Source organism: Mesorhizobium atlanticum (assembly GCF_003289965.1).
GTDB classification, from domain to species: domain Bacteria; phylum Pseudomonadota; class Alphaproteobacteria; order Rhizobiales; family Rhizobiaceae; genus Mesorhizobium; species Mesorhizobium atlanticum.
Genome location: NZ_QMBQ01000001.1, coordinates 367,303 through 393,124 on the forward strand (window position 1 = coordinate 367,303; position 25,822 = coordinate 393,124).

Genomic DNA, 25,822 nt, shown 5'->3' on the forward strand with positions numbered 1-25,822 from the left:
GTTTGAGAATTCGGGCTTGCAGGAAGGGGCCCGAGATCACCCCTTGGTTTCGCGCAAGGCGCGCGATCTTGAGAGGCGCTCCTCCAACGAGCGCCAGTAATTGCCGATGAGCAGCGAGCCGATCAGAAGCAGGCCGATGATCATCCCTTGAGCGTCGCCGCCGATCTGGTTGAGCGCGAGCACGTTGCGGATGATGGCGATCAGCACCAGCGCGAGCATCACGCCGGTCAACTTGCCCTTGCCGCCGAAGACGCTGACGCCGCCGAGCAGCACGATGGTGATGACGTCGAGCTCCATGCCGAGCGCGTTGTTGGCGCGCGCATTGGCAAGGCGCGCCGTGTAGACGATGCCGGCAATGGCCGCGACGACGCCTGAGAGGACGAACAGCGCAAGCACTATGCGGCGCGTGTTTATGCCGGAGTAACGGGCGACTTCGGGGCTGCCGCCCAGCGCATAAAGCCGCTTGCCGGTTGCGGTCTTCTGCAGCACGACAGCGAAGATCGGCGCCAGTAAGAGAAAGGGCACGATGGTCCAGGGAATCTGCGTTCCCGGCAGATTGTCGATGCCGAAATCGACGATCGCGGGCGGCAGGATGTTGACCGAGCCGGTGCCGAGCAGGATGTAGCCGATGCCCCGATAGAGCGCCATCGTGCCCAGCGTCACCACCAGCGACTGCAGGCCGAGCGCCGACACCAGAAAGCCGTTGAAGGCGCCGAGCAATGCGCCGAAGACGAGCGTCAGCGGGATCGCGGCAAGTGTCGGCATGCCGGCCTGGACAGCCAGTCCGAAAATCACCGAGGTCAGCGCCAGCACCGAGGCAATCGAAAGGTCGATCTCGCGGCAGATGATGAGCAGCGTCATGGGAAGGATCAGCAGCGCCTTTTCCGACGCGCTGGCGGCAAGCTGCGAGAGATTGAAGCCGGAGACGAAGTTCGGCACGAAGATCGCGGCATAGAGGAAGACCGCGAGACAGGCGGCGGCGAGCAGCAGGTCCCAGAAGTCGATCGAGCGGAGGAACTTGGTCATCTCATCCTCGCCTGTCTTGCCTGCTCGGCGCGGCGCACGATGAAGGTGTCGATGCCGATGGCGACGAGGATCACCAGGCCGTAAACGCCCTGCAGCCAGAGCGGATCGACGCGCACAAGGGTCAGCCCGTTCTTGATGACCAGCAGCGTCAGCGAGCCAAGCACGATGCCGAGCAGCGTGCCGGAACCGCCACGGATGGCGACGCCGCCGACCACCGCGGACGCGATCACCGTCAGCTCGAAGCCGAGCGCGACCCGGGCGTCGATGGTGGCGTAGCGCGAGGCCCAGAGCGCGCCGCAGAGGCCGCCGAGCAGCCCGGCCAGGCCGAAGGCCATCAGGATGCGCCGGTCGACGGGGATGCCGATGAGGCGAGCGCCATCCGGATTGGAGCCGGTGGCGAACAGTTCGCGGCCGATCGCCGTTCGGTAAAGCAGTACATAACCGGCGCAGAGGATGAGGACGGCGATGGCGACGATCAGCGGCACGCCGGCGAGCTTCAGCCCGGTCATATCGAGCCATCTTTGCGTCACCTCGTCGGCACTGACCTGATCGCCGGCGGCCCAGATCGAGTTGAAGCCGCGGAAGATCGACATCGAGGCCAAAGTGACGACGATCGCGGGGATTTTCCCCCGGGTGACGACCAGCCCGTTGATGAGCCCGCAGACCGTGCCGACGGCGCAGGCGGTCGCCAGGCCAATGGCGATGTCGAGGCCGGGATAGGCCTGCACCATGCTGGCCGCCATATAGGCCGACAGGCCGATCACCGACGCGATGGAAAGGTCGATGTTGCGGGTGATCAGCACCAGCATCTGGGCAAGTGCCGCGACCACCAACAACGCCGCGTCCATCGAGACCGCCGTCAGGTTCGCGGCGCTGACCATGCGCGGGTTGATGATGGTGACTGGAATGGCGACCGCCAGCGTCGCGGCGAGCAGGCCGAACTCGCGGCGCTTGAGGATATTCGCCGGGCCTTTGCTTGCTTCCTCGAGCGCGGCCTGCGCGGCCTCGGTCGGTGCACCGGCTTGCTCGACCGTGCGGGTCGCCGCCTCGAGCACTTTTTCCTGGGTCGCTTCGCCGCTCGAAAACTCCGCGGTGGGATGGCCCTCGCGCAGCACGACGATGCGGTCGCACATGCCGATGAGCTCGGGCATTTCGGACGAGATCAAAAGGATCGCCATGCCTTGCGCGGCAAGGTCGGCGATCATGGCATGCACCTCGGCCTTGGTGCCGACGTCGATGCCTTGCGTCGGCTCGTCGAGGATAAGCACGCGCGGCTCGGTGCGTAGCCATTTGGCCAGCACCACCTTCTGCTGGTTGCCGCCGGACAGCTCCTTCACCGGCTGGCCATAGCCGGCGAAACGCAGCTTCATGCGCTTCAGCCAATCGGCGACGAGGCCGATGGCGCGGTCGGTGCCGTAAAGGCCGAAGCGCGCCGCCTTGTCCAGAACCGGCAGCACAGCGTTGTCGAGAACGCCGAAATCCATCACCAGGCTCTGGCCCATGCGGTCTTCCGAGACATACGCGATGCGCGCGTCCATGGCGTCGCGCGCGGACGTGAAACGCACCGGCCTGCCGTCGATGAGTATCTCGCCGTCATCAGGCTGATCGATGCCGAACAGCACGCGCGCGATCTCGGTGCGGCCGCTGCCGACGAGACCGCCCAAGCCCACCACCTCGCCGGCATGGAGCTTGAGGTCGATGTCGGCGAAGGCGCCGGCGCGGGAGAGCCCCCTCGCCTCGAGCACCAGCGCGCCGGGTTTTTCGCGGCGGTCCGGATAGAGATCGCTGACCTCGCGGCCGACCATCATGGAGATCGCCGCAGCGCGCCCAAGCTCGGCCTTTGGCCGGACGCCGACGAGGCGCCCGTCGCGCAGCACGGCGATGCGGTCCGCAATGCGGAAGATCTCATCCATGCGATGGCCGACGAACATCATCGCCACGCCATGTTGCCTGAGATCGGCGACGACGGCGAAAAGCCGCTCCACCTCGCGCTGCGAGAGCGCGGCGGTCGGCTCGTCCATGATCAGCACGCGCGCGTCGAGCGACAGCGCGCGGGCGATTTCGACCAGCTGCTGCTCGGAGGTGCGCAGGGCGCCGAGCCGGGTGTCGGCCGGCACGGCAAGACCGACGGTCGCCAAAACCTTCTTCGCGCCGGCAAGCATGGCGGCATTGTCGATGCCGCCGAAACGATCGCGCGGCATGTGGCCGAGATAGATGTTTTCCGCGACCGACAGGTCGGGAAACAAGCCGGGATGCTGATGCATGACCGCAATGCCGGCACCTTGAGCGTCATGCGGCGAGCGGAAGGCGGCGGGTTTGCCGTCGACCTCGACATGGCCATCGGTCGGTGAGTACACGCCGGCGAGCAGCTTCACGCAGGTGCTCTTGCCGGCGCCGTTCTCGCCGAGCAGCGCCAGCACCTCGCCCGAATGCAAGTCGAAGGAAACGTCCTTCAGCGCGACGGTGCCGCCAAAGGCCTTGGTGGCGCCGACCAGCGCCACTGGAACGGCTGTTCCTCCCGCCGTCGCGACGGCTTCGCCAAGCGCGCCTTGCTGCAGCACGTTTCCTCCCTGGTCGCAGTTATTTTTTCAATTTGCTATATTAAATGCGCCCATCCCGCAACCGGAAAATTGACTTCCTTGCGCGCAACGCGCAGTGTCGCGCCGTGCTTCGACGCGATCCAGCGGCTTCACGGCCGCGATTGCAGATAGAGCCGGCCGTGCTTGCGGCAAGACCTGGGAGATGGCGTTGTGTCGGGAAAAGGCAGCAATTCGGTCAAGGTTCGGCATTACAATGAGCGTTTCGTGCTCGATGCCATCCGGCGCCTGAAGGAGGCGTCCAAATCCGATCTGGCACGCGCCGCCCATCTCACCCCCGCTGCCGTCGCCGACATCGTCGATGGACTGGAGCAGGCCGGTTTCGTAAAGCAAGTTGGAAAAAGGTTCGGGCAGCGCGGATCGCCTTCGATCCTCTACCGGCTGGCGCCGGAGCGCATCTACAGCGTTGGCATCAAGATCGGCCGGCGCGCGCTGGAAGCGGTGCTGGTCGATTTCGCCGGCGAGGTGCGGGCGCGCGCGTCGCACGAATACCGCTATCCGGACCCGGATCTGGTGCGCCGCGCCGGCAACACCTCGCTTGCCAATTTCGAGGCGCTGGTCGACGGCCTCAACGATGCCTCGATCGTCGGCGTCGGCATCGCCTCGCCCTATTTCCTGGGGGGCTGGAGCGAGGAGCTGGGTTTCCCGGACGACCTCGGCGATCGCTGGGAAGCTATCGACCTCATGACCTTCTTCGCGACCCCGCCGAAGGCGCCGGTGTTCATCGAGAACGATGCGACCTCGGCGGCGTTGGCGGAACTCGTCCAGGGCGCCGGCGCGCGCTTTCATGATTTCATGCATATCTCGATCGACACCTTCGTCGGCGGCGGCCTGGTGCAGGGCGGCAAGGTGCATACCGGCCCGCATGGCAACAGCGCCGCGCTCGGCCCGCTGCCGGTCTCGCCGTCAAGCCTCGATTCAGTGGCGGCGAAGCCCGCGCGCTACCAGAGCCTGCTGCACCGCGCCTCGATCTATGTGCTGGTCAATCACCTGAAGTCGCGCGGCATCGAGATCGTCCGCGTGCGCGAGCTCGATCCCATGCCGCCCGGCGCGCGCGAGCCGCTGTTCGAATGGATCGAGGATTGCGCCAACGCGCTGGTCGAAGCGATCATCGCGATCACCTCGGTCATCGACATCGAGGCGATCGTGCTGGACTCGATCCTGCCGCGATCGATCCATCTCGAGCTGCTGGCGAAGGTGCAGAGCCAGTTCAACCGGGTCAGCGCCATCGGCATCGTGGCGCCGGAAATCGTGCCTGGACAGTTCGGCCCCGAAGCCTCGCCGATCGGCGCGGCAATGCTGCCCTTCTCGGCGCTGCTGGCGCCCGACAGCAGCGTGCTGATGATCGGCAAGGACCGGACAAAGCTGCTCGGCAGTCTCTCGGCACTTGCCGGCCAGGGCTGACAAAACGGTATGGCCGTCACACTGGCAGACTTGTGACACCTGTCGACAGATGCGGCTCGACGGTCGTCGTAGCGTCGGCTGTGGCACTCGCGCCATCCGTGCCCTTCCGCATCGCGACCAGCACCCTGTCCACCGACAGCCTGCCGGAACCGGCGAGCGCCAGGATGAACATGCCGCCGGCGATGGCGAGATCCTTCTCGAAGTGCAGCAGCTCGTTCTGGCTGGCGAAATTGGTGTGGAAGAGACTGGCCGTCATCAGGCAGAACAGGCCGAGCCCGATCGCGCCCAGCCGCGCCAGGATGCCGAGCGCCACCGACAGGCCGGCGCCGAGCTGCAGCGCGATGGTGGCAATGAGCAGCGGCGTGCCGACGCCAAGCGCGGCCATCGCCTTCTGGGCGCCCTCGAAATGCGTCGCCAGCTGCATTCCCTCATGCACGAAGATCAGGGACAGGAGCAGACGGCCGGCCAGCAGGACGACGTCCCTGGCGTGAAGTTTTTCGGCAAGTTCGGTCGGTGTCATCGTCGGGATCCAATCCCTTGGAAACAGTGCGCCCGGCGTCCGCGTGGATACGCGCCAGCGCGCTCGAGGTTGAAAGGTCGGAGCCGGCGCGAGGGAGAGGAACGCCGGCTCCGGTTTTCGGGCGCTACCGCCGTGGCGCCCAAAAAAGTTGGTCGTCGTGGGGCAAGGTCAGCGCCAGACCCCCTCTCCGGCCGCTTCGCGGCCACCTCTCCCCCACTTCGCGGGAGCGAGGAACAGCGTTACTTCGTCACCTTGGTGTCGATGGCCTGCTTGAGGTCGGATAGCTCCTCGCAGCCCGACGGGCACAGCTTCTCCAGCGAGGCGAGCTGCTCGTTGGCCTTGGCCATGTCGCCGGTCTCGACATAGAGCTCGCCCAGATATTCATGCGCGGCCTTGTGGTCGGGCTTTAGCTCCAGCGCCTTGGTGTAGTAGGTCAGCGAGGTCTGGTAGTCGCCGGTCTTGCGCAGCGTGAAGCCAAGCAGATTGTAGACGTCGGCCTGCTGGGTGTCCTGCGCGAGGTCGCGCAAGTCGGCCAGCGCGCCCTTGTAGTCCTTGGCGTCGATCTTGGCCTTCACGGCAGTCAGGTCGGGCGCATCGGCGCCTTCGATGTCGTCCACCGCATAGGCCGGAACGGCGATGGCGATCGGGGCAGCAGTCAGCACTGCAATGGCGCCGAGCACCGCAAAAAGTGCGTGTTTCATGGAAGTTGTCGCTTTCTATACGTGATCCGATTTGAGATCAGATCTGGGTTGGGGTGAAGGCGTAGGCATTGCCGTCCTTGACGAAGCTGCCTGTGCCGGGGAACGGGAAGTGCGAGCCGCAGATGCGGACATTGTCGGCGATCACCTGGTCGATGATCCGGTGGCGCGTGGCGATCGCCATCGGCCCGTCCTGGTCGTAGCTGCCCTGCCATTCGGGATGCGGGGCAAGCAGCGCCGGCACATACATGGTGTCGGCCGAGACGAGGAACTGCTCGGCGCCGGCATCGACATGGTAGACGGAATGTCCAGGCGTATGGCCAGGCGCCGCCATGAGGCGGATGCCTGGCACCACTTCCGCGCCGTCGGCGACCAGCTTCCAGTTCTTCCACTTCGGGAAGTTCTCGGCGATGCGCTTGCCCGCCGGCTTGCGGCCCTCCGGCAGCTTGGCGAGGCGGCTCGGATCCGTCCACCAATTGTACTCGGTGGCGTTGACGATCAGCTCGGCATTCGGGAACACCGGATCGTTGGTGCCCTTCTCCATCAGGCCCCAGACATGGTCCGGATGGAAATGCGAGATCAGAATGGTGTCGATCGCCTTGTAGTCGATGCCGGCGGCCTTCATGTTGGCCGGCAGATGCGTGGCGTTGGCCTGCCACTGGCCGACGCCCGAGCCGGCATCCATCATGATGGTGCGGCCGTTCATCTGCAGCACCACGACGGTGAGCGGGATCGGCATGAACTCAGTGGTCAGCCCCGCCTTGGCGAGCGCCGCCTTGGTGTCGTCGACCGACACATCCTTGATGAAGGCCGGGTCGTGGGGCTTGCGCCAGATGCCGTCATAGACGGCGGTGACCTCGAGCGAGCCGACCTTGTATTTGTAGAAGCCGACAAGCGGCTCGACCGGGGTCTCGGCGTGGGCCGCGGGCGCGAATTCGAGCTTGCCGGCAATGCCGAAGGCGGCAGCGGCGGCGGCGGATCCGAGCACCATGCGGCGTGTCATGTTGAACATCAGAAATCTCCTCTTGTGGCTGCAAATTTGCTTCAGGTTTCAGGCGGTATGAGAAGGTTGGCGGAGGGCCCGGTGCGACCCTCCGCCGGCTGCGGAACCGGTGCCGGCCGGTCCGACTGAAGACCGACCGGCACCGGGAGATCGGGACTCCGGTTCCGAGCCCGGCGAGGCGTGCCTTCCCCGCCTGGGATCAAGACCTCGGGTCCCGTCTCCTCACCTGGGATCAGAAGCTGCGGTTCTGCCCCATGGGCGAGGACCTTTCGGTCCCGCCGGGACCAGAACCTGCGGTTCTGACCCATGCTTAGTGACCCCAGATGCCCTGGCCGGGCTCATCCGCAGCGATCTTGGCCGCCGGCTTCATGTCGTGGCGGTCCATCTTCACGATGGAAGCAGTGGTGGTGGTGTCGACGGCCGCTGCCTGCCGGGCGTTCGCGGAGAAGTGGTCGCTGCCGGCAAAGGCGCTGCCGGTGGCAACGAGGATGGCGACTGCGGTGAGGGCGATCTTGTTCATATGCGTATTCCTTCCGGGTTGGTTGATGCGTGCCTTGGGAGGATGGCCTCGCTACAGCAAAGACCCGGAAGGCCCGGGCTTTATTCCCGCGGACCGGAAGATTTTTTGCAGGACGACAAAATCGCGATTTTTCCAGATGAAACTGGCGGCGGCCGCTGGTTAGCCGGCGTTAAGCATGGCTCCAGTTTGTGGGCTGAAAGCAAGCCTGCGGGCTGCCGGCACTGCAACTGGAAGCCGGCGTGGAAGTTTTAACTTAAGCACTTTCCATTAGCTTCGACCGATGGACCTTCGTCCAGGAAAGGTATTCGGGTCGAATTGACCGGGGCAGTCTCAAATATCGGCCGCGTCAGACAGGCCATCTTCTCTTCCGCCAACTTGCCGGCGGCGATTGCCGTCTTCGTGCTTGCGATCTGCGCCCTCTTCGTCGATCAGCAAAACAGAGAAGTCTCCGACCAACTGATGCGCGCCGAGGTGCTCGCCAAGGTCAACATCATCCGCGCAAAGCTCGAGGGCAACATAAACGGCAACCTGCAGCTGGTGCAGGGCCTTGCTTCAGCGGTGACGACGGAGCCGTATATGGGGCAACAGAGATTTGCCTCGCTTGCCGCGAACCTGTTCAAAGAGAAATCACAGCTGCGCAACATCGCCGGCGCGCCCGATCTTGTGATCTCGCTGATGTATCCCATGAAAGGCAATGAAAAGGCGCTCGGACTCGACTACCGCAAGAACGAAGCGCAGCGCATGGCCGCGCTACGGGCGCGCGACCAGCGCGCCCTGGTGCTTGCCGGTCCGGTCGACCTCGCCCAGGGCGGCCGAGGCTTCATCGGCCGGATTCCGATTTTCGTGCCGACGGTTGGCGGCAGCGATCGGTTCTGGGGCATCATCTCGGCGGTCATCGATGTCGACAGGCTCTATGCCGCAAGCGGCCTCACCGATCCCGACCTCGACATCGAGGTCGCCCTGACAGGCAAGGACGCGCTGGGCAGCGGCGGCCAACGCTTCTTCGGCAGCGAGAACGTCGTCAACAGCAACCCGGTCACGGCCGAAGTGGAACTGCCGTCGGGTTCCTGGCAATTGGCGGCGACGCCGAAGCACGGCTGGCCAGCCACGCCGAAGAACGAGACCGCGCTGCGCGCGACGATGGCGCTTGCTGGCGCCCTGGTGGTGCTGCCTATCGTGGCGGCGGGATGGCTATTCGGCGAGCGACAGAAGAACTACGCGGAATTGCGGCGGCTTTCGCAGCGGCTGGAGCTGGCGCTCGACGCCTCGGGCATCGGCGTTTGGGAGCATGACCTTGCAACCTCGGAGCTCATCTGGGATGACCGCGTCAACGAAATCTATGGCAAGCCGGCTGACGGCCGTCCGCGTGGCTATGACGACTGGGCGCTGACCATTCATCCAGACGATCTCGAACGCGCAAGGAACGATTTCGATGCCGCGGCCGCGACCAAGGGCCCCTATTCCTCGCAATACCGTCTCAAGCTTCCAGACGGCACCATCCGTCATGTGCGCACGCGGGCAAGCTTCCTGCAGGACGTCGGCGACACGCCCAAGATGATCGGCGCCGAATGGGACGTGACCAGCGACGTCCTGCTCAACGAGAATCTGGTGCGTGAGAGGCAATTGTCGGAATCGAAGAACGCCGAACTCGAAACCGCCAAGGCGCGCATCGAGCACGTTGCGCTGCATGATTCTCTAACGGGCCTGCCCAATCGCCGCTATCTCGACGAGATGCTGGCAGGGGCGCACGATGACCGCACTGCATTGCTGCATCTCGACCTCGACCGCTTCAAGCACATCAACGACACGCTCGGCCATGCGGCAGGCGACGCCATGCTTATCCACGCCTCGAACGTCATCAAGGCCAATGCCCGGGCATCCGACTTCGTGGCGCGGATCGGCGGGGATGAGTTCATCGTGGTGTGCCGCGGGCGTGGGGACGATGAACTCGCCACACTCGCGGACCGGATCATCGAAGCGATGCGCCAGCCCGTCGACTATAAGGGCCACCAATGCCGGTTTGGGGTCAGCATTGGGATTGCGGCCGATAGCGGCATCGATGCCAAGCAACTGCTGGTCAATGCCGATCTCGCGCTCTACCGAGCCAAGAGCAGAGGGCGCAACCGCTATGAGTTCTTCAACGAAGAGCTGCAAAGCGAAATCGTGAAGACCAAGCAGACCGCCGACGAGATTCTCGGCGGGCTCGAGCGCAACGAGTTCATTGCCTATTACCAGCCGCAGTTCGACGCCAACACACTTGAGATCGTCGGTGTCGAAGCGCTGTCGCGCTGGCGCCATCCACGGCGCGGCATCCTCGCCCCCGACGTGTTCCTCAAGGTGGCCGAGGAATTGAACGTGGTCTCGCTGATCGACCGCACGATCCTCGAACAAACGCTCGAGAATTTCCAGCGCTGGTCGCTGGACGGGCTTAACATCCCGCGCGTCTCGGTGAATGTCTCGGCACGAAGGCTGGAAGACAAGGATCTCATCAACGGCCTGCGCAAGCTGGGGATCAAGAAGGGAACCGTTTCATTCGAGCTCGTGGAATCCATCTTTCTCGATGAGCAAGACGACCTTGTCGCCTGGAACATCGAGCACATCAAGGAACTCGGAATCGACATTGAGATCGACGATTTCGGCACAGGCTATGCATCCGTCGTCAGCCTTCTCAAACTGCAGCCGCGCCGTCTCAAGATCGACCGCCAGCTCATCACGCCGATAACCGGCTCGGCGGCGCAGCGACGGCTGGTGTCGTCGATCATCGAGATCGGCAAATCGCTTGGCATCGGGGTCGTGGCAGAAGGCGTCGAGACGATGGAGCATGCGCGCATCCTGAAGGAGCTCGGCTGCGACATCCTGCAGGGCTACGCCTTCGGGCGCCCGATGGACGCAAAATCCTTCAGGACCTTTGCGCAGTCGCGCAAGTGGCTGGCGGCGGGATAGCGATGTCGACTCGTCGAGCCACCGTTTGACTGGGCCGTTGCCGGCTGCGCGACCCGTTCGGCAAGCAGGCAAACGATAGGACAGCCCTGTCGAAAGCGAGAGTCGGTGAAAACCCGGTCATCAGACTGTCACACCCGGCGGTAATCGCCGTGGTAGGTTTGCCGTGGCCGCCCCCGCGACCCCGACCGCATCAAGAGCCGGCGAAGCCGCCATGAACATCGCCCTCCCCGCCGAAGGCACCGATCTCTCGCCCTATTTGCCGGACGAGCACGGGCTGTTCTTCATCTACCATTTCAAGGCCGACGGTTCCCGCACCACGGATCACGCCGAGGCGCATTGGAGCTGGCGCAGCTACCAGATCACCGACATGCGCGCCCGCCAGGAGATCGGCAGCGAAAAGGCCCTGCCGGCGCCGGTGCGCGACGCTTTCCTGTCGCCCAGCCATGGCTGCCAGATCGATTTCGAGGACGACTTCCTCTATGGTGACCTGCCCGACCTCAGGCACGATTTCGCCGAAGCGCGCGGGCTCACCCATTTCCGTTTCGCCTTCAACGACAGGATGCTGGTCGGCGCACGCAAGCAGCCGCTGGAATCGGTCGACAGGATCCGCAAGCTGGTGGAGAGCGGCACGCGGAAATTCCGCACGCCGGCCGAGCTGATCGAGGCGGTGATGGGCCAGTCGCTCGACGGCATGGCGGCCGAGCTCGACAAGATGGGCGACACGCTCGACGGCATCGAGGACCGCATTGTCTGCGATGCATGGCACAATGAGCGCCAGGCGCTGGTCGACGCGCGCCGGCAGCTGGTGCTGATCCACCGGCAGATGGCGACGCTCACCAGCCTTTTCCGCCACCTCGACCATTCGCATCGCAACGAGCTGCCGGACCCGATCAACGACATGGCAACACGGCTCTCGCACCGGGCGCACACGCTGCATCACGACGGCGAGCAGTTGCAGGCGCGCACGCGCCTGTTGCAGGACGAGCTGATGGCAAAGCTCACCGAACAGTCGAACCAGCTGCTCTACATCCTGTCGGTCATGACGGCGGTGCTGTTGCCGATGACCATCATCTCCGGCCTGTTCGGCATGAATGTCGGCGGATTGCCGCTGGTCGACACGCCGCACGGCTTTTGGGTGGTGACGGCGATCTCGGTTGTCATCGCCGGCATCGTTTACAAGATCGTGCGACGGCTGGGGCGCGTGTAGCGCGCCGATCCTATCTCGTCGCCGGCGCCGCCGGCCGCGCTTCGCGGCCCCTAAACATCGACCAGCTGTACATCGCCAGCGCTGTCCATATCAGCGCGAAGGCGATGGCCTGCGTGGTGCCGAACGGCTCGTCGAAGATCAGCACGGCGATCAGGAACACCATGGTCGGCGCGATATATTGCATGATGCCGATCGTGGAGAGCCGCAGCAGCCTTGCGCCGAAGGCAAAGAGCAGCAGCGGCACCGCGGTGATCGGACCGCAGCCGATCAGCAAGGCTGTGTCGGAACCGGTGCTGGAGATGAGATGATCCTGGCCGGTGGCGATCAGATAGACGATGTAGCAAAGCGCCGGCACCGACAGCAAAAGCACCTCGAGCAGAAAGCCCTGGCTCGGGCCGATCGGCAGCGTCTTGCGGAAGAAGCCGTAGGCGGCGAAGGAGAAGGCGAGCGCCAGCGATACCCAGGGTAGCTTGCCTGCCTCGACGGTCAGCACCGTCACCGCGATCGCGGCCAGCGCAACAGCCGCGATCTGCAGCCGGTCAAGCTTCTCGCCGAGCAGCACCGCGCCGACGACGACGTTGACCAGCGGGTTGATGTAATAGCCCAGGGCGGTCTCGACAGTGCGATCGACCGCGATCGCCCAGACATAGATGCCCCAGTTGACCGAGATCAGCGTCGCCGTAAGCGCCGCCATGGCAAGGCTTTTGGGCGAGCGGATCGCCGCCTTGAAGTCGGTGGTGCGGCCGGCCCAGATGAGCACCGCCGCCGCGATCGGCACCGACCAGACGACGCGGTTGGCGATCACCTCGGCAAGCGGCAGATGCGCCACCGCCTTCATGTAGAAGGGCAACAGCCCCCAGAGGAAATAGGCGCCAAGCGCCAGAAGGAAGCCGCGGCGGCCCTTGGCGTGTTGATCGAGATCGGCTGTAGCGGTGACCATGGCCCAACGCTATGGCCCAGCGGATCGCCCAAGACCATCACAAAATTATGATGGATCAACGGACTTTTCGTGATGGTTCAAGCAGCCATGCGAGTTCCTCGCCCCACGCAGTGGGGAGAGGTGGCCCGGCGAAGCCGGGACGGAGAGGGGTCAGCGGCGGCGGCCGGCAATTTATCGCTTCGGGATAAGTGTCTTTGAGACTGGCCTCGCACCCTCTCTTGCATCGACTCTGACTTCGCAGAGGGCGTCCCCGTCTCCGTCCCGGCTTCGCCGGGCCACCTCTCCCCCGCTTTGCGGGGGCGAGGAAAAGCGGCGGCGCCTACTCCGCCGCCACCAGCCCAGCCATCTCGCGGTTCTTCATCAGCTTGTAGACGATCGAATCCATCAGCGCCTGGAAGGAAGCGTCGATGATGTTTTCCGATACGCCGACCGTCCACCAGCGGGCGCCGGTGGAGTCGTGCGATTCGACCAGAACGCGGGTGATGGCCTCGGTGCCGCCGTTGAGGATACGCACCTTGAAGTCGGCGAGCTCGAGGTCGACGATCTCGCTCTGGTATTTGCCGAGGTCCTTGCGCAGCGCGATGTCGAGCGCGTTGACCGGGCCGTGGCCTTCGGCCACCGACATCTTTTCCTCGCCGTCGACCTCGACCTTCACGATCGCCTCGGAGACGGTCTTCAGATTGCCGTTGGCGTCGAAGCGGCGCTCGACCATGCAGCGGAAGGAGGTGACGTTGAAGAACTCCGGCAAACCATGCAGCATCTTGCGGGCCAACAGCTCGAAGGACGCGTCGGCGCCTTCATAGGCATAGCCCTCGGCCTCGCGCTCCTTGACCACCGCGATCAACGCGTCGAGCCGATGATCGTCCTTCGGCACCTCGATGCCGCGCCGCTTCAGCTCGGCGAGGAAATTCGCCTTGCCGCCCTGGTCGGAGACCATGACGCGGCGGCGATTGCCGACGGCTTCCGGCGGCACGTGCTCGTAGGTCGCCGGCTCCTTGGCAAGCGCAGAGGCATGGATGCCGGCCTTGGTGGCGAAGGCCGAGGAGCCGACATAGGGTGCCTGGGCTTCCGGCGCGCGGTTGAGCAATTCGTCGAAGGCGCGGGAGAGCCTGGATATTCCGGTCAGATCCTCCGCCGAAATGCCGGTTTCGAAACGGTTGGCGAAGGCCGGCTTCAGCGCAAGCGTCGGGATGATGGTGATCAGGTTGGCGTTGCCGCAGCGCTCGCCGATGCCGTTCAGCGTGCCCTGGATCTTGCGCACGCCGGCCTCCACGGCGGCGAGCGAGTTGGCGACCGCCTGGCCGGTGTCGTCATGGGCGTGGATGCCGAGATGGTCGCCGGGGATGCCGCCGGCGATCACCTTCTCGACGATCGCACGCACTTCCGAGGGCTGCGTGCCGCCATTGGTGTCGCACAGCACCACCCAGCGCGCGCCGGCATCGTGAGCCGTCTTGGCGCAGGCCAGCGCGTAATCGGGATTGGCCTTGAAGCCATCGAAGAAATGCTCGCAGTCGACCATCGCTTCCTTGCCGGCCGCGACCGCCGTCTCGACCGAGGTCTTGATCGATTCCAGGTTCTCCTCGTTGGTGCAGCCGAGCGCGACGCGGACATGATAGTCCCAGCTCTTGGCGACGAAGCAGATGGCATCCGACTTCGACTGCACCAGCGCCGCCAGCCCCGGATCGTTGGAAGCCGAGACCCCTGCCCGCTTGGTCATGCCGAAGGCGACGAATTTCGCACGCTCAGTCCGCTTCTTCTGGAAGAAGGCGGTGTCGGTGGGGTTCGCGCCGGGATAGCCGCCCTCGACATAGTCGAGGCCGAAATCATCGAGCAGCTTCGCGATGGCGATCTTGTCCTCGACGGAAAAGTCGATGCCCGGCGTCTGCTGGCCGTCGCGGAGGGTCGTGTCGAAGAGGAAAAGTCTTTGTTTTTTCATGTCTATAGCTCGAAAAGCTGCGATCCTTCGCGCCCGCCTCTGCCCTGCCGGGCATCTCCCCCACGAGGGGGGAGATTAGCAGCTTTGCCGACGGCGCTTGTCCTGCAACGTCGGCGGTTGGCGAAAGCGAAGGCAACATCCAATCTCCCCCCTTGTGGGGGCGATGGCCGGAAGGCCAGAGGGGGGCGCCGTAGAGCACGAAGCTGCATGATTATTTGCCCGCAAACCTATCCGTTGCCCGGATCAGCCGATCCAGAATCCCCGGCTCGGAATAGGCGTGCCCTGCCCCTTCGATGAGGTGGAAATCCGCTTTCGGCCAGGCCTTGTGCAATGCCCAGGCATATTTCGCCGGGCATGGCATGTCGTAGCGGCCGTGGACGATGGTGCCGGGAATGTCCTTCAGCTTCCAGGCGTCGCGCAGAAGCTGCCCCTCTTCCAGCCAGCCGGCATGGACGAAGTAATGGTTCTCGATGCGCGCGAAGGCGACGGCGTAATCATCCTGGGCGAACGGGTCGCTGGTCTCGGGTTCGGGAAGCAGCGTGATCGTCTCGCCCTCCCAGATGCTCCACGCGCGGGCGGCTTCGACTTGGCGCGCGCGGTCGGAGCCGACCAGCCGCCTCCGGTAAGCGGCCATCATGTCGCCGCGCTCGGCCTCGGGGATCGGCGCCAGGAACCGCTCCCATTTGTCGGGAAACATCTCCGAGACGCCGAACTGATAATACCATTCGAGCTCGGCGCGGGTGAGCGTGTAGATGCCGCGCACGATGAGCTCACTGACGCGCTCGGTATGCGTCTGCGAGTAGGCGAGCGCCAGCGTCGAACCCCAGGAGCCGCCGAAGACCAGCCATTTGTCGAAGCCGGCCATCTCGCGCAGGCGCTCGATGTCGGCGACGAGATGCCAGGTGGTGTTGGCCTCCAGCGAGGCGTTCGGCGTCGATTTCCCGCAGCCGCGCTGGTCGAACAGGATGACGTCGTAGAGTTTCGGATCGAATAGCCGCCGGTGCTTTGGCGAGATGGTGCCGCCCGGGCCGCCATGCAGGAACACGGCAGGCTTGGCGCCCCTGGTGCCGCAGCGCTCCCAATAGACGGTGTGGCCGTCGCCGACATCAAGCATACCGCTCTCGAACGGCTCGATCTCGGGATAAAGGGTACGCAGGGAACTGGCGTGGATCGTCATAGTTTCAAGCCCTGCTGTGGCCAGTTGGCCGTCTCGTGGTCGGGATGCTGGAAGGAGATGATCTGCTCCTGTCGCCGATAGAAGTCGGGGTCGTCGAGCGTCGGCGCCTCGAATATCTTTTCGACCCAGGGCAGCCGGACAGCGTAGTTCACCTGGATCTGCGGCGCGAGATCGGAGCGGTCGTCGAAGGCGCCGATGGCGATCTCCAGCGCGCCGGGCTGGCGGTAGGTCAGCGGTGTGCCGCAGCGGGCGCAGAAGCCACGGTCGATGTTGACCGAGGACTGGAAATAGCTCGGCTCCTCATGGGTCCATTCGACGCCGTCCTTCGGCACTGTCACCAGCGCACCGAAGAAGGAGCCGAACTGTTTCTGGCACATGCGGCAGTGGCAGATGGATGGGCGTCCGAGCTTGCCGTGCACGCGAAAGCGGACGGCGCCGCACTGGCAGCCGCCGGTTCGAACTTGATCGGTCATGGTCTTTCCTCCGGCGGCCATTGGTCGGTGTCGTGATCGGGATGCTGATAGGAGACGAGCTCGGCGAGGTAAGGCGCCGAAGCGATATCGGCCATCGTGTCCTCGGACGGCAGCTTCGGGATGCCGTCGACATAGGGGAGCTTCGCTTCCGTTCCCCATTGGATGGTCGGCGCGATGCCGGTCGGGTCGTCAAAGGCGGCGATCGCCAGCGCCATACCGTCCGGCGCCTCGAAGGTCAGCGGCGTGCCGCATTCGGCGCAGAAGCCGCGCCAGGCGGCGTTGGACGAACGGAAGCGTTTCGGCTCGCCGCGCGTCCAGTCCAGCGTGGCGCCGCGCACCGACACCAGCGGCAGATAGAAATTGCCGCTCGCTTTCTGGCACATGCGGCAATGGCAGACCGAGGCGTCGCCCAAAGCGCCTTCGACGCGGAAGCGCACGGCGCCGCATTGGCAGCCGCCGGTGTAGACCGGCCTGTTGTCGAGGCTCATCGCTCACTCCGTTTCATGGGCTGCTTTAGGGGCTCACTCCGGATCATGGCAGACCGCCTCGACATTGTTGCCGTCGGGATCGAAGACGAAGGCGCCGTAGTAATTGGGATGATAATGCGGACGCAGGCCCGGCCCGCCATTGTCCCTGCCGCCGGCGGCAAGCGCTGCCGCATGGAAGGCGTCGACCTCGGCGCGGCTGCGCGCGGTGAAGGCGATGTGCTGATGGTCCTTCGGCTTTTCCTTGCCCGCGCTTACCCAGAACACCGGCCGGTCGCGGCCATAGCCGCCGACCTTGGCGCCGCCGGTATATTCCTGCGGCACCATATAGAGCAGCGAAGCCCCCAGAGGCGCCATCGCCTTGTCGTAGAAGGATTTCGACACGTCGAAATCTGAAACGGTGATGCCGAGATGATCGATCATATGACGAGCTCCTCCCTTGGTGGCGCGGGCGCATCGGCCAGGCCGGCCACGATGACGATGTGCCGGCAGACATTGTCGATATCGCGGATCACGTCGTCGTTCCAGAAGCGCAGGATGGTCCAGCCTAACGCCTCGAGCGTGGCGGTTCGCGCAGCGTCAGACGCCGAGACATCCGGCGAGGCATGTTGCGAGCCGTCCAGTTCGACGATCAGCTTCTTCTTGGGGCAGGCAAAATCGACGATGTAGCCGGCTATGGGCATCTGACGCCTGAACGCCATTCCCATCAGCCTATCGGCGCGGACCTCATTCGAGAGCTTCAATTCGGCGTCTGTCATTGCCTTGCGCATCTTGCGCGCATTGCCGCGGTTGACGGGAGATACCCGATGATGAGTCATCGCGAGGCCCCCCTCTCTGCCCTGCCGGGCATCTCCCCCCTCGAGGGGGGAGATCAGCAGCTTCGCCGACGGCACCCAATCGTCAACGTTCGCGATTGGTGAAAGCCTGGGCGACATCCAATCTCCCCCCTTGAGGGGGAGATGTCCGGCAGGCCAGAGAGGGGGGCCTCGCTCCAACCTCTCCATCATGAGAGCATCCACCCTCACCGCTTGATCTCCCAGGTCGTCACGCGCTCGCCTGTGACAGGATCCTTGCCGTCCTTGAGCTGAACGCCCTGCGCCAGGAGTTCGTCGCGGATGCGGTCGCCTTCGGACCAGTTCTTGGCGGCGATGAATTCCAAGCGTTTGGCGATCGCCCTGCCGATCGCGTCCTCGTCCACCTTGGCCGCGCCGACATCGAAGCCGAGGAAGGCAAGCGCCGCCTTCAGCGAAGCGGCTGCGCCATTGCCGGCGTCGCCGCCGGCATCGACCGCCTCGCCGGCCAGCTGCGTCAGCCGCTGGAAGGCGGTGTAGGTGGCGACGTCGTCGGATAGCGCTTCCACCACCTCGACCGGCAGGTCCTTCGCCGCCTCCGGCGCGAGATCGGCGGCGCGCTTCCATTTGCGCAGCGTGTTTTCCGCCTCCTCCAGCTTGCGCACGGAAAAGTCGATCGGCTCGCGGTAATGCGTCATCAGCATCGCCAGCCTGAGCACCTCGCCTGGCCATTTCCTACCGCCGAATGTCTCGGTCTCGAGCAACTCGTGGATCGAATAAAAATTGCCGAGGCTCTTCGACATCTTCTGGCCTTCGACCTGCAGGAAGCCGTTGTGCATCCATACATTGGCCATGACCTTGGTGCCGTGGGCGCAGCGCGACTGGGCGATCTCGTTCTCGTGGTGCGGGAAGATCAGGTCCAGCCCGCCGCCATGGATATCGAAGACCTCGCCGAGATAGGCGGCCGACATGGCCGAGCATTCGATGTGCCAGCCGGGCCTGCCCCTGCCCCACGGGCTTTCCCAGCCGGGCTCTTCGGGCGAAGACAATTTCCACAGCACGAAATCGCCCGGATTCTTCTTATGCTCGTCGACGGCGATGCGGGCGCCGGCCTGCTGCTCGTCGAGATTTCGCTTCGACAATTCGCCATAGTCCGGCATCGATGCGGTGTCGAACAGCACCTCGCCGCCGGCGACATAGGCGTGGCCGCGCTCGATCAGTTGGCGGATCAGCGACAGCATGTCGGCCTTGCCGTCGGCGCGGGGCGCGACGAACTCGGTGGCCCTCGGCTCGTAGGTCGGCTCAAGGCAGCCGAGCGCGGCGACATCCTTGTGGTACTGGTCGGCCGTCTTTTCGGTGACCTTGCGGATCGCGTCGTTGAGCGAGAGCTTTCCGGCCGCGATCTCGCCGCCGAAGTCTCGCAGCGCCCTGGCGTTTATCTTGTCGTCGACATCCGTGATGTTGCGCACATACGTGACGTGCTTCTCGCCGTAGAGTTGGCGCAACAGGCGGAAAAGCACGTCGAAGACGATCGCCGGCCTGGCATTGCCGATATGGGCAAAGTCGTAAACGGTCGGGCCGCAGACATACATGCGCACATTTTGCGGGTCGATCGGAACGAAAGGTTCCTTCGTCCGCGTCAGCGTGTTGTAGAGGCTGAGGCCCTTCGATGCGTCAGACATGCGTGCCCTTCCGATCCCTTAGATTTGGACGGAGCCTTGCCTGCGCCACGGCGCAAGACAGGCTCCAGCCTGCTGGCCGGGGCGTTTGTCCAATCTAGGAGAAGATGAGGCGAAAACGTCCGGACCAGCGCGAGGCTAGCCAATAATGCAAATGCCACAAATGGCGAAAGACGTTTTCATGCGCGGCTTTATCGCGCCGGCGGGTGTTGCCGTCAAGTCGCTCGGCTTAGGAAAGATGTCGTTGGATCACAGGTAAAGACGGGGCGAAACATTTTATTAAACATGTCGGCACAGTGATGAAACATTCGCCGGCTAGGACCGCCAGATGTCACGATTTGGACGGAATCAGCCGCCAAACGCTGAACACGAAACCGTTACCAGGGAAGAGAAACATGGCTCGCAGCAAGCAAGAACAGATCCGACAAACGCAGCCCGCACTGGCCAGCCACTACCGTGCGATCGGCCCGGCGGCCATCGTCGCCGCCCTCCTCCACACCGCGAAGAAGAAGAAGCCCGCGCAGAAGATCGTTTCGCCGCGCGCTGCCTGAAACGGCGCAACCGGTGCGGTCCCCGACGACGGGACGCCGGCGACGAGGGCGCCAAAGAGCGCCCTGGAGATGAAGGCCCCAAAGCAGCCTTTCGGGCAAGCAGCCTTCGCTAGAACAAGCTCATCTGGTTTTCGTCCGCGCCAGGCTTCTGGCGCCTGGGCTTTTCGGCTTGTGGCGAAACGATGCCGCTCTCCTGGATCTCCGGCCCGGTGTTGGCGACCTTGTTGACAAGGTCGGAAACCGGTATCGCCTCGAAGAAATCCGGCTCGGCGGGCTTCAGCAGATCGAGCACGTGGCGCGGCTCCTGCGTGCGGCAATCGAGCCAGCGGGCGAAGTCGCGCTCCTCGATGACCACCGGCATGCGATCGTGGATATGGGCAATGCCGGCATTGGCCTCAGTCGTGATGATCGCGCCGGTGTCCATCTCGGAACCGCCAGGCTCGGAGTAGGTCTCGATCAGGCCGGCGAAGGCGACCACGCCGCCGCGTCGCGGGCGAATCCAGTAGGGCTGCCCCTTGGCCGAACCCGATTGCTGCCACTCGTAGAAGCCCGATGCCGGCACAAGAGCGCGGCGGTGGCGCATGGCGGTCTTGAACGAGGCCTTTTGCAAAACGCCCTCGGAGCGGGCGTTGAACAGCAGCGGGAATTCCCTGGTGTCCTCGACCCAGGCCGGGATCAGCCCCCAGCGCACCAGCATCGCCTGGCGGTCCGGCAGGTTTGAGCCCGGCTCGCGCTGCGGGCCGGCAAGCACCATGAGCACCGGCTGAGTCGGCGCGATGTTGTAGCGGGGCGGAAATTCCTCCAGTTCCGCAAGGCCCAGGAAGGCCGCGGTCTGTTCCGGCGTGGCGGTCAGGGCGAAGCGTCCGGCCATGGATCTGGGCTCGTCAGTTGGTGTTCGATGAAAGTGGCGATGGAACCGCCATGTCGCAACGGCTAAAGCTAGATTGGACCAACCGGTCCGCAACAAGGCTGCGAACAAATCGGCGCTCATGCAATCCAGAAAGATCGTCCCGGCCGTCTCCGTTGCCGTCGTGCGGGGCAAGACAGTATTATTGGTCAAGCGTGCACGCGCACCTTCCAAAGGGCTTTACGCCTATCCCGGCGGCAAGGTCGAGCCGGGCGAGACCTTGCCGCAAGCCGCCGCGCGGGAGTTGCGGGAAGAGACCGGACTTGAAGCCACCGACTACCGCCCGCTGCGCGACATCCATATCGACGGCAGCGGCGAGAATCACGCGGTCGACTACCTGCTGACGGTGTTTGGCGCCGCCTATGCCGGCGGCGAACCCGTGGCCAGCGACGATGCCGAGACCGCGGCGTTCTACACGCTGGCGGAAATGGCAGGGATGCCGCTTGCCGGCGACGTGTTTTCGGTCGCCGAGCAATTGCTCGGCCCCGAGCAACGCGCCACGCGGTGAGCATCCAGAATGGCCTTGCAGGCGACAAAATGTTTCGCCACAAAGCCTTGCCCCTTCTTCGCAAGGCTCTGATGACCCGCGCTTCCCCACTTCTCGCCGCGTGCCTCGCCGTCGGCATCACTGCCACGCCGGCCCCGGCGCGCGCCGCCGAGGCGCCGTTCGAGCCGGGGCTGATGCGGCTGGCGGAAGTGCTGGGATCGCTGCATTTCCTGCGCAACCTGTGCGGCGAAAAGGGCGACCAGTGGCGGGTCGAAATGGAAAAGCTGCTCGAGTCGGAAAATCCGGACCCCGACCGGCGCGCCCGCTTCATCGCCTCCTTCAACCGCGGCTACCGCTCCTTCAGCGGCACCTACACCCAATGCACGCCTTCGGCGACCGCGGCCATTACCCGCTACATGAAGGAAGGCGAGACGCTGTCGCGCGACATTGCTTCGCGCTACGGGAATTGAGGCGGCTCGGGCGGCCAGCGCGTTTTGCCCAGATTTCTTGCGACAATCGGCGCCAATGTGACCTGCCTTATTGTCTCCTGTCCCGCTCTGGTGCAATCATCTGTTGCGGTTCCGCAACAGTGTTAATGAAACGTTAGCGCGCGATTGCGGAATTAACTCAAACTGAAGGTTTTGATGCCGCAAGCCGGCCTAATCGGCTAAGCTCGGCATCGATTGAGCGCAGTCTCGCCGATAATGTGAATTTCGACCCTAAAAATGTCGTATTTACAATGACTTAATTGAGACTGCGGACGAACTGACAGCCCAAGCCGGGTCCATTGTTGGATCGCTGCTTGCAGTAAGGTGGACATCGCAATGGAACATGGTGTCAGCGACATCGACGCATTGGTCAGGGAAGAAAAACGCCTGACCGCCGTTGAGAGCCACAGCGAGGCTTGGGCGGAAGGCCTGTCGGCCGGCATCGAACCGGAAATCATCGCCGAGGCGGCACTGGAGACAGCTTTCGGCGAGATGTTGCGCGCCAATGGCGAGACCTCGGCGCTGGCGCTGCTCGACCGCATGCGGGAAAAGGTGATAGCCGGCGCCTTCGAGCCGGAACGGCTGAAGCACTAGTCACCTGTTTTTATAGCGACTTTTCGACAGTGACTTTTGACGAGGGCACGCCGTTTAGGCATCATGCCCATGCGCTTGACCATTCAAGGCGCCGCCCGGACGGGTAACAATGGAGAGGCAAGCGGTGAGATTTTCGATGTCAGGCCGGCCGCGCGGGCTGACCCTCAACATCCTGGTCGCCGCTTCCTGCCTTGCGCTGCCTTTGTGCCTCGCCAGCACGCCTTCCTACGCACTGAGCGAGATCCAGCGCGAGGACCTGCCTTCCCCGGTGACCCCGCCCGCCAACAGCGGCAGCGCCGCGCCCGGCGCGACCGTGCCGATACCGGAAGCGCCCGGCTCCAAACCCACGGACGGCGGCCAGCCGGCAGACGACACCGACAAGTCGGAGCCGGAAACGCCGCCGGCCAATGGCGGCATCACCAGCCCGCGCGCCGATCCTGATCAACCGCCGCCGGCGGTCGTCTACGACCTCGACACGCTCCCCGAACCGGTCAAGCGCATGCATGGGCTGATCATCGAGGCCTGCCGGACCGGCGACATCGAGAAGCTGCGGCCGCTGATCGGCAAGGGCGATTCCATGACGCAATTGTCGCTGGGCGACATCGACGGCGACCCGATCACCTTCCTCAAGGGCCTTTCTGGCGACAGCGACGGCCAGGAAATCCTCGCCATCCTGGAAGAGGTGCTTTCGGCCGGCTATGTGCATGTCGACACGGGCACGCCGCAGGAACTCTATGTCTGGCCATATTTCTTCGCGCTGCCGCTCGACAAGCTCGACGCCAGGCAACGCGTCGAATTGTTCAAGCTGGTCACGGCCAGCGACTATGACGACATGAAGCAGTTCGGCGCCTACATCTTCTACCGCGTCGGCATCACGCCGACAGGACAGTGGCTGTTCTTTGTGGCCGGGGATTGAGGCGAGAACTTACTCCTTGGCGGCCTCCGGCCATAGGCGAGCCGCTTCCTTCCGCAAGGCCGAAATAGCGTCGGTTCCCACCGCGACATCCATTTGAAGGACGTCGGCCGCGGCGCGTAGTTCGCCTTTGTCCCGGAGCTTGTCGATAACCCAAACGACTTTGCGTTCGACGTCGGGGCCGTAGGCGGCTTGCGCCTTGTCGAGGGCTTCGGTTGGGATTTGCCCATACGCTTTAACCAGCATCCCGAGATCGAAGGCATCTCGATATGCGACAGCACGATCCTGGCATCGATCGGCATTCGCCAGCAGCTTCTCCGCGAACATATCCGCAGGAACAAGGGCCGGTATCTCAAGATCGTCGTCAAAATGACCACGCAAATCGACGCGGCCCTTCCGGACGACTTCGAACCGGATCAGTTGCCCTTTGAGGCGCACGACGGTCCTCAGACATATTGGTCGATCTGGAAATCCCGGACGGCTTCGATGGGCTCAGGGAAGAAGGCCCGAACGCCAAGTTCCGAGGCCCGTGTCCGCAGCTCGCGGTAGCCGCTGGCGTCGGCGCAAAGGAAATCCAGATCCAGTGACCGACGATACTCGCCAAGTTTCATGACGATGGCCGTGCCTCCGCCAAACCAGCATTGAGTGGCCGTCAGGAAGTCACGATCCATCAGTCCGAGGGCTTCAGCGATAATCCTGTGTTCCGGTTTTCCGAACGCCTTCATGATTTCTACCCGCAATATTCCCGTCGGGCGCAGCGGTTGCACGCGTCGAGGACAGAAAGATGGATTATCACGATGTGGTCAGAAGGATACCGTGGCCGAATTCGTCAGCCAACTTCCTGATAAGCAGCTTCTCACGCGCCGTAAGGCGCTTTTGATCGACAAAGCGCCAATTGCGCTCGTAAAGCGCAAAGGCCTCTTTCGCTGGGATGGGGCGCGCGACATCGCGGTTCCAGGCGAGCGCCTGAAGCTCCGGAAACTCTGCAGGAATGATCGGCGCGATGTTCTCGGTCATAGCGCCTGCAAGATAATGCAGAGCGCTTAACAAATCCAATTTTTGGCAGGGCTAAGCCGGCAGCGCCTCTGAAAACTCCACCGCCCTGCCCTGGCTGGGTGTCGTGATCTCACCTTCCCACATGACGCGATTGCCGCGCACGATGGTGCCGATCGGCCAGCCGGTGACCTCCCTGCCGTCATAGGGCGTCCAGCCGGCCTTGGAACCGGCTTGGGCGTTGGTGATGGTCTCGCGCCGCTTCAGGTCGATGATGGTGAAATCGGCATCGTAGCCGGCGGCGATGCGGCCCTTCCTGGCCATGCCGAAGATGCGCTGCGGGCCGTGGCTGGAAAGGTCGACGAAGCGCTGCAAGGTGAGCCGGCCGGCATTGACGTGATCGAGCATGATCGGCACCAGCGTCTGCACGCCGGTCATGCCCGACGGCGAGGCCGGATAGGGCTTCGCCTTCTCGGCCAGCGTGTGCGGCGCGTGGTCGGAGCCAAGCACATCGACGATTCCTTGCACAATGCCATGCCAGACGCCATCGCGGTGGCGGGCGGCTCGGACCGGCGGATTCATCTGGAGCAGCGTGCCAAGCCTGGCATAGTCGTCCGCCGTCAGCGTCAGATGATGCGGCGTCGCCTCACAGGTCGCGACATCCTTGTGCTGTTCGAGGAAGACGATCTCCTCGGCCGTCGAGATATGCAGCACATGGATGCGCGCGCGCGTCTGCCTGGCGATGCGCACCAGACGCTCGGTGCAGCGAAGTGCTGCGATCTCGTCGCGCCAGACGGGATGCGACGACGGATCGCCCTCGACGCGCTCGCCGAGCCGCTCGCGCAGACGGAATTCGTCTTCCGAATGGAAGGCGGAGCGGCGGCGGGTGTTGCGCAGGATCGAGGCGACGCCTTCGTCGTCCTCGACCAGAAGGTCGCCGGTGGACGAACCCATGAACACTTTGATGCCGGCCGCTCCCGGCAACCGTTCCAGTTCGCCGACATCGCGAGCATTGTCGCGCGTGCCGCCGACCCAGAAGGCGAAATCGCAATGCATGCGGCCGGTGGCGCGGCGCACTTTGTCGGCGAGCGCCGCCTCGGTGGTGGTCAAAGGATTGGTGTTGGGCATTTCGAAGACGGCGGTGACGCCGCCCAGCACCGCCGCGCGAGAACCCGTCTCCAGATCTTCCTTGTGCTCCAGCCCCGGCTCGCGGAAATGCACCTGGCTGTCGACGACGCCCGGCAGGATGTGCAGGCCCGCGCAGTCGATGGTTTCGCCGGCCGAGGCCTGGCCGAGATCGCCTATCCGCGCGATGCGTCCGCCCTTCACGCCGATGTCGCGGCGACCCTCCCCGTCATGGTTGACCACGGTGCCGCCTGTCAGGATGAGGTCGAAGGTGGTTGCCATGGGCAGGTCCAATCTCTTGCGGGGGGAGTGTGGCCGGCTTACGTAATGACCGAACGTTTTGCAAGATCAGGCCGATTTTACCC

At 64.1% G+C, this 25,822-nt stretch carries 27 protein-coding genes; 8 read left to right on the forward strand and 19 right to left on the reverse strand.

What is annotated here, in order from left to right:
- Nucleotides 1-36: 36 nt before the first annotated feature.
- Entirely contained in the window at nt 37-1,026 is a 990-nt protein-coding gene (locus DPM35_RS02125) for an ABC transporter permease (RefSeq protein WP_112125672.1), read from the reverse strand.
- Entirely contained in the window at nt 1,023-3,587 is a 2,565-nt protein-coding gene (locus DPM35_RS02130) for an ATP-binding cassette domain-containing protein (protein ID WP_112125673.1), read from the reverse strand. Before DPM35_RS02130 ends, DPM35_RS02125 begins: the two co-directional genes overlap by 4 nt.
- Nucleotides 3,588-3,776: 189 nt before the next feature.
- Between DPM35_RS02130 and DPM35_RS02135 the strand changes: the two genes are divergently transcribed.
- Complete coding sequence (locus DPM35_RS02135) at nt 3,777-5,027, forward strand: ROK family transcriptional regulator (RefSeq protein ID WP_112125674.1); 1,251 nt, start codon at nt 3,777-3,779, stop codon at nt 5,025-5,027.
- Nucleotides 5,028-5,043: 16 nt separating this feature from the next.
- Here the strand turns inward: DPM35_RS02135 and DPM35_RS02140 are convergent, their stop codons facing one another.
- The 4 genes from DPM35_RS02140 to DPM35_RS02155 all read right to left on the reverse strand — a co-directional run bounded on the left by DPM35_RS02140 (nt 5,044) and on the right by DPM35_RS02155 (nt 7,768).
- Nucleotides 5,044-5,547, reverse strand: a complete 504-nt coding sequence (locus DPM35_RS02140) for a DoxX family protein (protein ID WP_112125675.1) — start codon at nt 5,545-5,547, stop codon at nt 5,044-5,046.
- Nucleotides 5,548-5,786: 239 nt separating this feature from the next.
- The gene (locus DPM35_RS02145) at nt 5,787-6,248 is read right to left on the reverse strand and encodes a tetratricopeptide repeat protein (protein ID WP_112125676.1); all 462 of its coding nucleotides are present in this window, start codon (nt 6,246-6,248) and stop codon (nt 5,787-5,789) included.
- 37 nt (nt 6,249-6,285) lie between these two features.
- Nucleotides 6,286-7,257 (reverse strand): MBL fold metallo-hydrolase, encoded by a 972-nt coding sequence (locus DPM35_RS02150; protein WP_112125677.1) that lies wholly within the window; start codon nt 7,255-7,257, stop codon nt 6,286-6,288.
- A 301-nt stretch (nt 7,258-7,558) separates the two neighbouring features.
- The gene (locus DPM35_RS02155; protein WP_112125678.1) at nt 7,559-7,768 is read right to left on the reverse strand and encodes a DUF680 domain-containing protein; all 210 of its coding nucleotides are present in this window, start codon (nt 7,766-7,768) and stop codon (nt 7,559-7,561) included.
- Nucleotides 7,769-8,155: 387 nt separating this feature from the next.
- Here DPM35_RS02155 and DPM35_RS02160 point away from each other — a divergent pair, with 387 nt between their 5' ends.
- The gene (locus DPM35_RS02160; RefSeq protein WP_181591923.1) at nt 8,156-10,711 is read left to right on the forward strand and encodes a bifunctional diguanylate cyclase/phosphodiesterase; all 2,556 of its coding nucleotides are present in this window, start codon (nt 8,156-8,158) and stop codon (nt 10,709-10,711) included.
- Nucleotides 10,712-10,922: 211 nt separating this feature from the next.
- Nucleotides 10,923-11,918, forward strand: a complete 996-nt coding sequence (locus DPM35_RS02165) for a transporter (protein WP_112125680.1) — start codon at nt 10,923-10,925, stop codon at nt 11,916-11,918.
- A 10-nt stretch (nt 11,919-11,928) separates the two neighbouring features.
- On the opposite strand, the gene rarD is transcribed toward DPM35_RS02165, so the two are convergent.
- The 8 genes from rarD to cysS all read right to left on the reverse strand — a co-directional run bounded on the left by rarD (nt 11,929) and on the right by cysS (nt 19,402).
- Nucleotides 11,929-12,858 carry an EamA family transporter RarD gene (gene rarD, locus DPM35_RS02170; RefSeq protein ID WP_112125681.1) on the reverse strand — a complete coding sequence of 310 codons (930 nt, stop codon included), beginning with the start codon at nt 12,856-12,858 and terminating at the stop codon, nt 11,929-11,931.
- A 319-nt stretch (nt 12,859-13,177) separates the two neighbouring features.
- Nucleotides 13,178-14,794, reverse strand: a complete 1,617-nt coding sequence (gene cimA, locus DPM35_RS02175; protein ID WP_112125682.1) for a citramalate synthase — start codon at nt 14,792-14,794, stop codon at nt 13,178-13,180.
- 211 nt (nt 14,795-15,005) lie between these two features.
- Entirely contained in the window at nt 15,006-15,971 is a 966-nt protein-coding gene (gene pip / locus DPM35_RS02185) for a prolyl aminopeptidase (RefSeq protein WP_112125683.1), read from the reverse strand.
- Nucleotides 15,968-16,444, reverse strand: a complete 477-nt coding sequence (locus tag DPM35_RS02190) for a GFA family protein (protein WP_112126203.1) — start codon at nt 16,442-16,444, stop codon at nt 15,968-15,970. Before DPM35_RS02190 ends, pip begins: the two co-directional genes overlap by 4 nt.
- Nucleotides 16,441-16,932: a GFA family protein gene (locus DPM35_RS02195; RefSeq protein WP_112125684.1), complete on the reverse strand. Its 492-nt coding sequence runs from the start codon at nt 16,930-16,932 to the stop codon at nt 16,441-16,443. Before DPM35_RS02195 ends, DPM35_RS02190 begins: the two co-directional genes overlap by 4 nt.
- Before the next feature lie 33 nt (nt 16,933-16,965).
- The gene (locus DPM35_RS02200; RefSeq protein ID WP_112125685.1) at nt 16,966-17,352 is read right to left on the reverse strand and encodes a VOC family protein; all 387 of its coding nucleotides are present in this window, start codon (nt 17,350-17,352) and stop codon (nt 16,966-16,968) included.
- Nucleotides 17,349-17,747 (reverse strand): endonuclease domain-containing protein, encoded by a 399-nt coding sequence (locus DPM35_RS02205; protein ID WP_181591924.1) that lies wholly within the window; start codon nt 17,745-17,747, stop codon nt 17,349-17,351. Before DPM35_RS02205 ends, DPM35_RS02200 begins: the two co-directional genes overlap by 4 nt.
- 203 nt (nt 17,748-17,950) lie before the next feature.
- On the reverse strand, nt 17,951-19,402 hold the full coding sequence (gene cysS / locus DPM35_RS02210; protein WP_112125687.1) for a cysteine--tRNA ligase: 1,452 nt from the start codon (nt 19,400-19,402) through the stop codon (nt 17,951-17,953).
- 392 nt (nt 19,403-19,794) lie between these two features.
- Between cysS and DPM35_RS02215 the strand changes: the two genes are divergently transcribed.
- Entirely contained in the window at nt 19,795-19,950 is a 156-nt protein-coding gene (locus DPM35_RS02215; RefSeq protein ID WP_112126204.1) for a hypothetical protein, read from the forward strand.
- Nucleotides 19,951-20,059: 109 nt separating this feature from the next.
- Here DPM35_RS02215 and DPM35_RS02220 read toward each other — a convergent pair whose 3' ends face one another.
- Nucleotides 20,060-20,821 (reverse strand): SOS response-associated peptidase, encoded by a 762-nt coding sequence (locus DPM35_RS02220; protein ID WP_112125688.1) that lies wholly within the window; start codon nt 20,819-20,821, stop codon nt 20,060-20,062.
- A gap of 118 nt (nt 20,822-20,939) precedes the next feature.
- On the opposite strand from DPM35_RS02220, the gene DPM35_RS02225 reads away from it, so the two are divergent.
- The 4 genes from DPM35_RS02225 (at nt 20,940) to DPM35_RS02240 (ending at nt 23,342) form a co-directional block, all read left to right on the forward strand.
- A complete protein-coding gene (locus DPM35_RS02225) occupies nt 20,940-21,365 on the forward strand; it encodes an NUDIX hydrolase (protein ID WP_112126205.1) in 426 nt (141 codons plus the stop codon).
- A 71-nt stretch (nt 21,366-21,436) separates the two neighbouring features.
- Entirely contained in the window at nt 21,437-21,814 is a 378-nt protein-coding gene (locus DPM35_RS02230; protein ID WP_112126206.1) for a TIGR02301 family protein, read from the forward strand.
- A gap of 354 nt (nt 21,815-22,168) precedes the next feature.
- Nucleotides 22,169-22,426, forward strand: a complete 258-nt coding sequence (locus DPM35_RS02235) for a hypothetical protein (protein WP_040984202.1) — start codon at nt 22,169-22,171, stop codon at nt 22,424-22,426.
- 124 nt (nt 22,427-22,550) lie between these two features.
- Nucleotides 22,551-23,342 carry a hypothetical protein gene (locus tag DPM35_RS02240; RefSeq protein WP_181591892.1) on the forward strand — a complete coding sequence of 264 codons (792 nt, stop codon included), beginning with the start codon at nt 22,551-22,553 and terminating at the stop codon, nt 23,340-23,342.
- A gap of 9 nt (nt 23,343-23,351) precedes the next feature.
- On the opposite strand, the gene DPM35_RS32760 is transcribed toward DPM35_RS02240, so the two are convergent.
- The 4 genes from DPM35_RS32760 to DPM35_RS02255 all read right to left on the reverse strand — a co-directional run bounded on the left by DPM35_RS32760 (nt 23,352) and on the right by DPM35_RS02255 (nt 25,739).
- On the reverse strand, nt 23,352-23,777 hold the full coding sequence (locus tag DPM35_RS32760) for a nucleotidyl transferase AbiEii/AbiGii toxin family protein (protein ID WP_245431399.1): 426 nt from the start codon (nt 23,775-23,777) through the stop codon (nt 23,352-23,354).
- 8 nt (nt 23,778-23,785) lie between these two features.
- Nucleotides 23,786-24,064 carry a nucleotidyl transferase AbiEii/AbiGii toxin family protein gene (locus DPM35_RS32765; RefSeq protein WP_245431400.1) on the reverse strand — a complete coding sequence of 93 codons (279 nt, stop codon included), beginning with the start codon at nt 24,062-24,064 and terminating at the stop codon, nt 23,786-23,788.
- A 67-nt stretch (nt 24,065-24,131) separates the two neighbouring features.
- Nucleotides 24,132-24,356 carry a hypothetical protein gene (locus tag DPM35_RS02250; protein WP_112125690.1) on the reverse strand — a complete coding sequence of 75 codons (225 nt, stop codon included), beginning with the start codon at nt 24,354-24,356 and terminating at the stop codon, nt 24,132-24,134.
- Between the two features lie 51 nt (nt 24,357-24,407).
- On the reverse strand, nt 24,408-25,739 hold the full coding sequence (locus DPM35_RS02255; protein ID WP_112125691.1) for a dihydroorotase: 1,332 nt from the start codon (nt 25,737-25,739) through the stop codon (nt 24,408-24,410).
- Between the last annotated feature and the right edge of the window lie 83 nt (nt 25,740-25,822).

What these genes read in the sequence shown, in the direction of transcription:
- rarD (WP_112125681.1), bottom strand. Translation starts at nt 12,858, where the DNA reads ATGGTCACCGCTACAGCCGATCTCGATCAACACGCCAAGGGCCGCCGC.
- DPM35_RS02255 (WP_112125691.1), bottom strand. Translation starts at nt 25,739, where the DNA reads ATGGCAACCACCTTCGACCTCATCCTGACAGGCGGCACCGTGGTCAAC.
- DPM35_RS02225 (WP_112126205.1), top strand. Translation starts at nt 20,940, where the DNA reads ATGCAATCCAGAAAGATCGTCCCGGCCGTCTCCGTTGCCGTCGTGCGG.
- DPM35_RS02145 (WP_112125676.1), bottom strand. Translation starts at nt 6,248, where the DNA reads ATGAAACACGCACTTTTTGCGGTGCTCGGCGCCATTGCAGTGCTGACT.
- DPM35_RS02215 (WP_112126204.1), top strand. Translation starts at nt 19,795, where the DNA reads ATGGCTCGCAGCAAGCAAGAACAGATCCGACAAACGCAGCCCGCACTG.
- DPM35_RS32765 (WP_245431400.1), bottom strand. Translation starts at nt 24,064, where the DNA reads ATGAAGGCGTTCGGAAAACCGGAACACAGGATTATCGCTGAAGCCCTC.
- DPM35_RS02195 (WP_112125684.1), bottom strand. Translation starts at nt 16,932, where the DNA reads ATGAGCCTCGACAACAGGCCGGTCTACACCGGCGGCTGCCAATGCGGC.
- DPM35_RS02190 (WP_112126203.1), bottom strand. Translation starts at nt 16,444, where the DNA reads ATGACCGATCAAGTTCGAACCGGCGGCTGCCAGTGCGGCGCCGTCCGC.
- DPM35_RS02165 (WP_112125680.1), top strand. Translation starts at nt 10,923, where the DNA reads ATGAACATCGCCCTCCCCGCCGAAGGCACCGATCTCTCGCCCTATTTG.
- DPM35_RS02150 (WP_112125677.1), bottom strand. Translation starts at nt 7,257, where the DNA reads ATGTTCAACATGACACGCCGCATGGTGCTCGGATCCGCCGCCGCCGCT.
- DPM35_RS02155 (WP_112125678.1), bottom strand. Translation starts at nt 7,768, where the DNA reads ATGAACAAGATCGCCCTCACCGCAGTCGCCATCCTCGTTGCCACCGGC.
- DPM35_RS02235 (WP_040984202.1), top strand. Translation starts at nt 22,169, where the DNA reads ATGGAACATGGTGTCAGCGACATCGACGCATTGGTCAGGGAAGAAAAA.
- cysS (WP_112125687.1), bottom strand. Translation starts at nt 19,402, where the DNA reads ATGTCTGACGCATCGAAGGGCCTCAGCCTCTACAACACGCTGACGCGG.
- DPM35_RS02250 (WP_112125690.1), bottom strand. Translation starts at nt 24,356, where the DNA reads ATGACCGAGAACATCGCGCCGATCATTCCTGCAGAGTTTCCGGAGCTT.
- DPM35_RS02140 (WP_112125675.1), bottom strand. Translation starts at nt 5,547, where the DNA reads ATGACACCGACCGAACTTGCCGAAAAACTTCACGCCAGGGACGTCGTC.
- DPM35_RS02200 (WP_112125685.1), bottom strand. Translation starts at nt 17,352, where the DNA reads ATGATCGATCATCTCGGCATCACCGTTTCAGATTTCGACGTGTCGAAA.
- DPM35_RS02205 (WP_181591924.1), bottom strand. Translation starts at nt 17,747, where the DNA reads ATGACTCATCATCGGGTATCTCCCGTCAACCGCGGCAATGCGCGCAAG.
- cimA (WP_112125682.1), bottom strand. Translation starts at nt 14,794, where the DNA reads ATGAAAAAACAAAGACTTTTCCTCTTCGACACGACCCTCCGCGACGGC.
- DPM35_RS02125 (WP_112125672.1), bottom strand. Translation starts at nt 1,026, where the DNA reads ATGACCAAGTTCCTCCGCTCGATCGACTTCTGGGACCTGCTGCTCGCC.
- DPM35_RS02230 (WP_112126206.1), top strand. Translation starts at nt 21,437, where the DNA reads ATGACCCGCGCTTCCCCACTTCTCGCCGCGTGCCTCGCCGTCGGCATC.
- DPM35_RS02220 (WP_112125688.1), bottom strand. Translation starts at nt 20,821, where the DNA reads ATGGCCGGACGCTTCGCCCTGACCGCCACGCCGGAACAGACCGCGGCC.
- pip (WP_112125683.1), bottom strand. Translation starts at nt 15,971, where the DNA reads ATGACGATCCACGCCAGTTCCCTGCGTACCCTTTATCCCGAGATCGAG.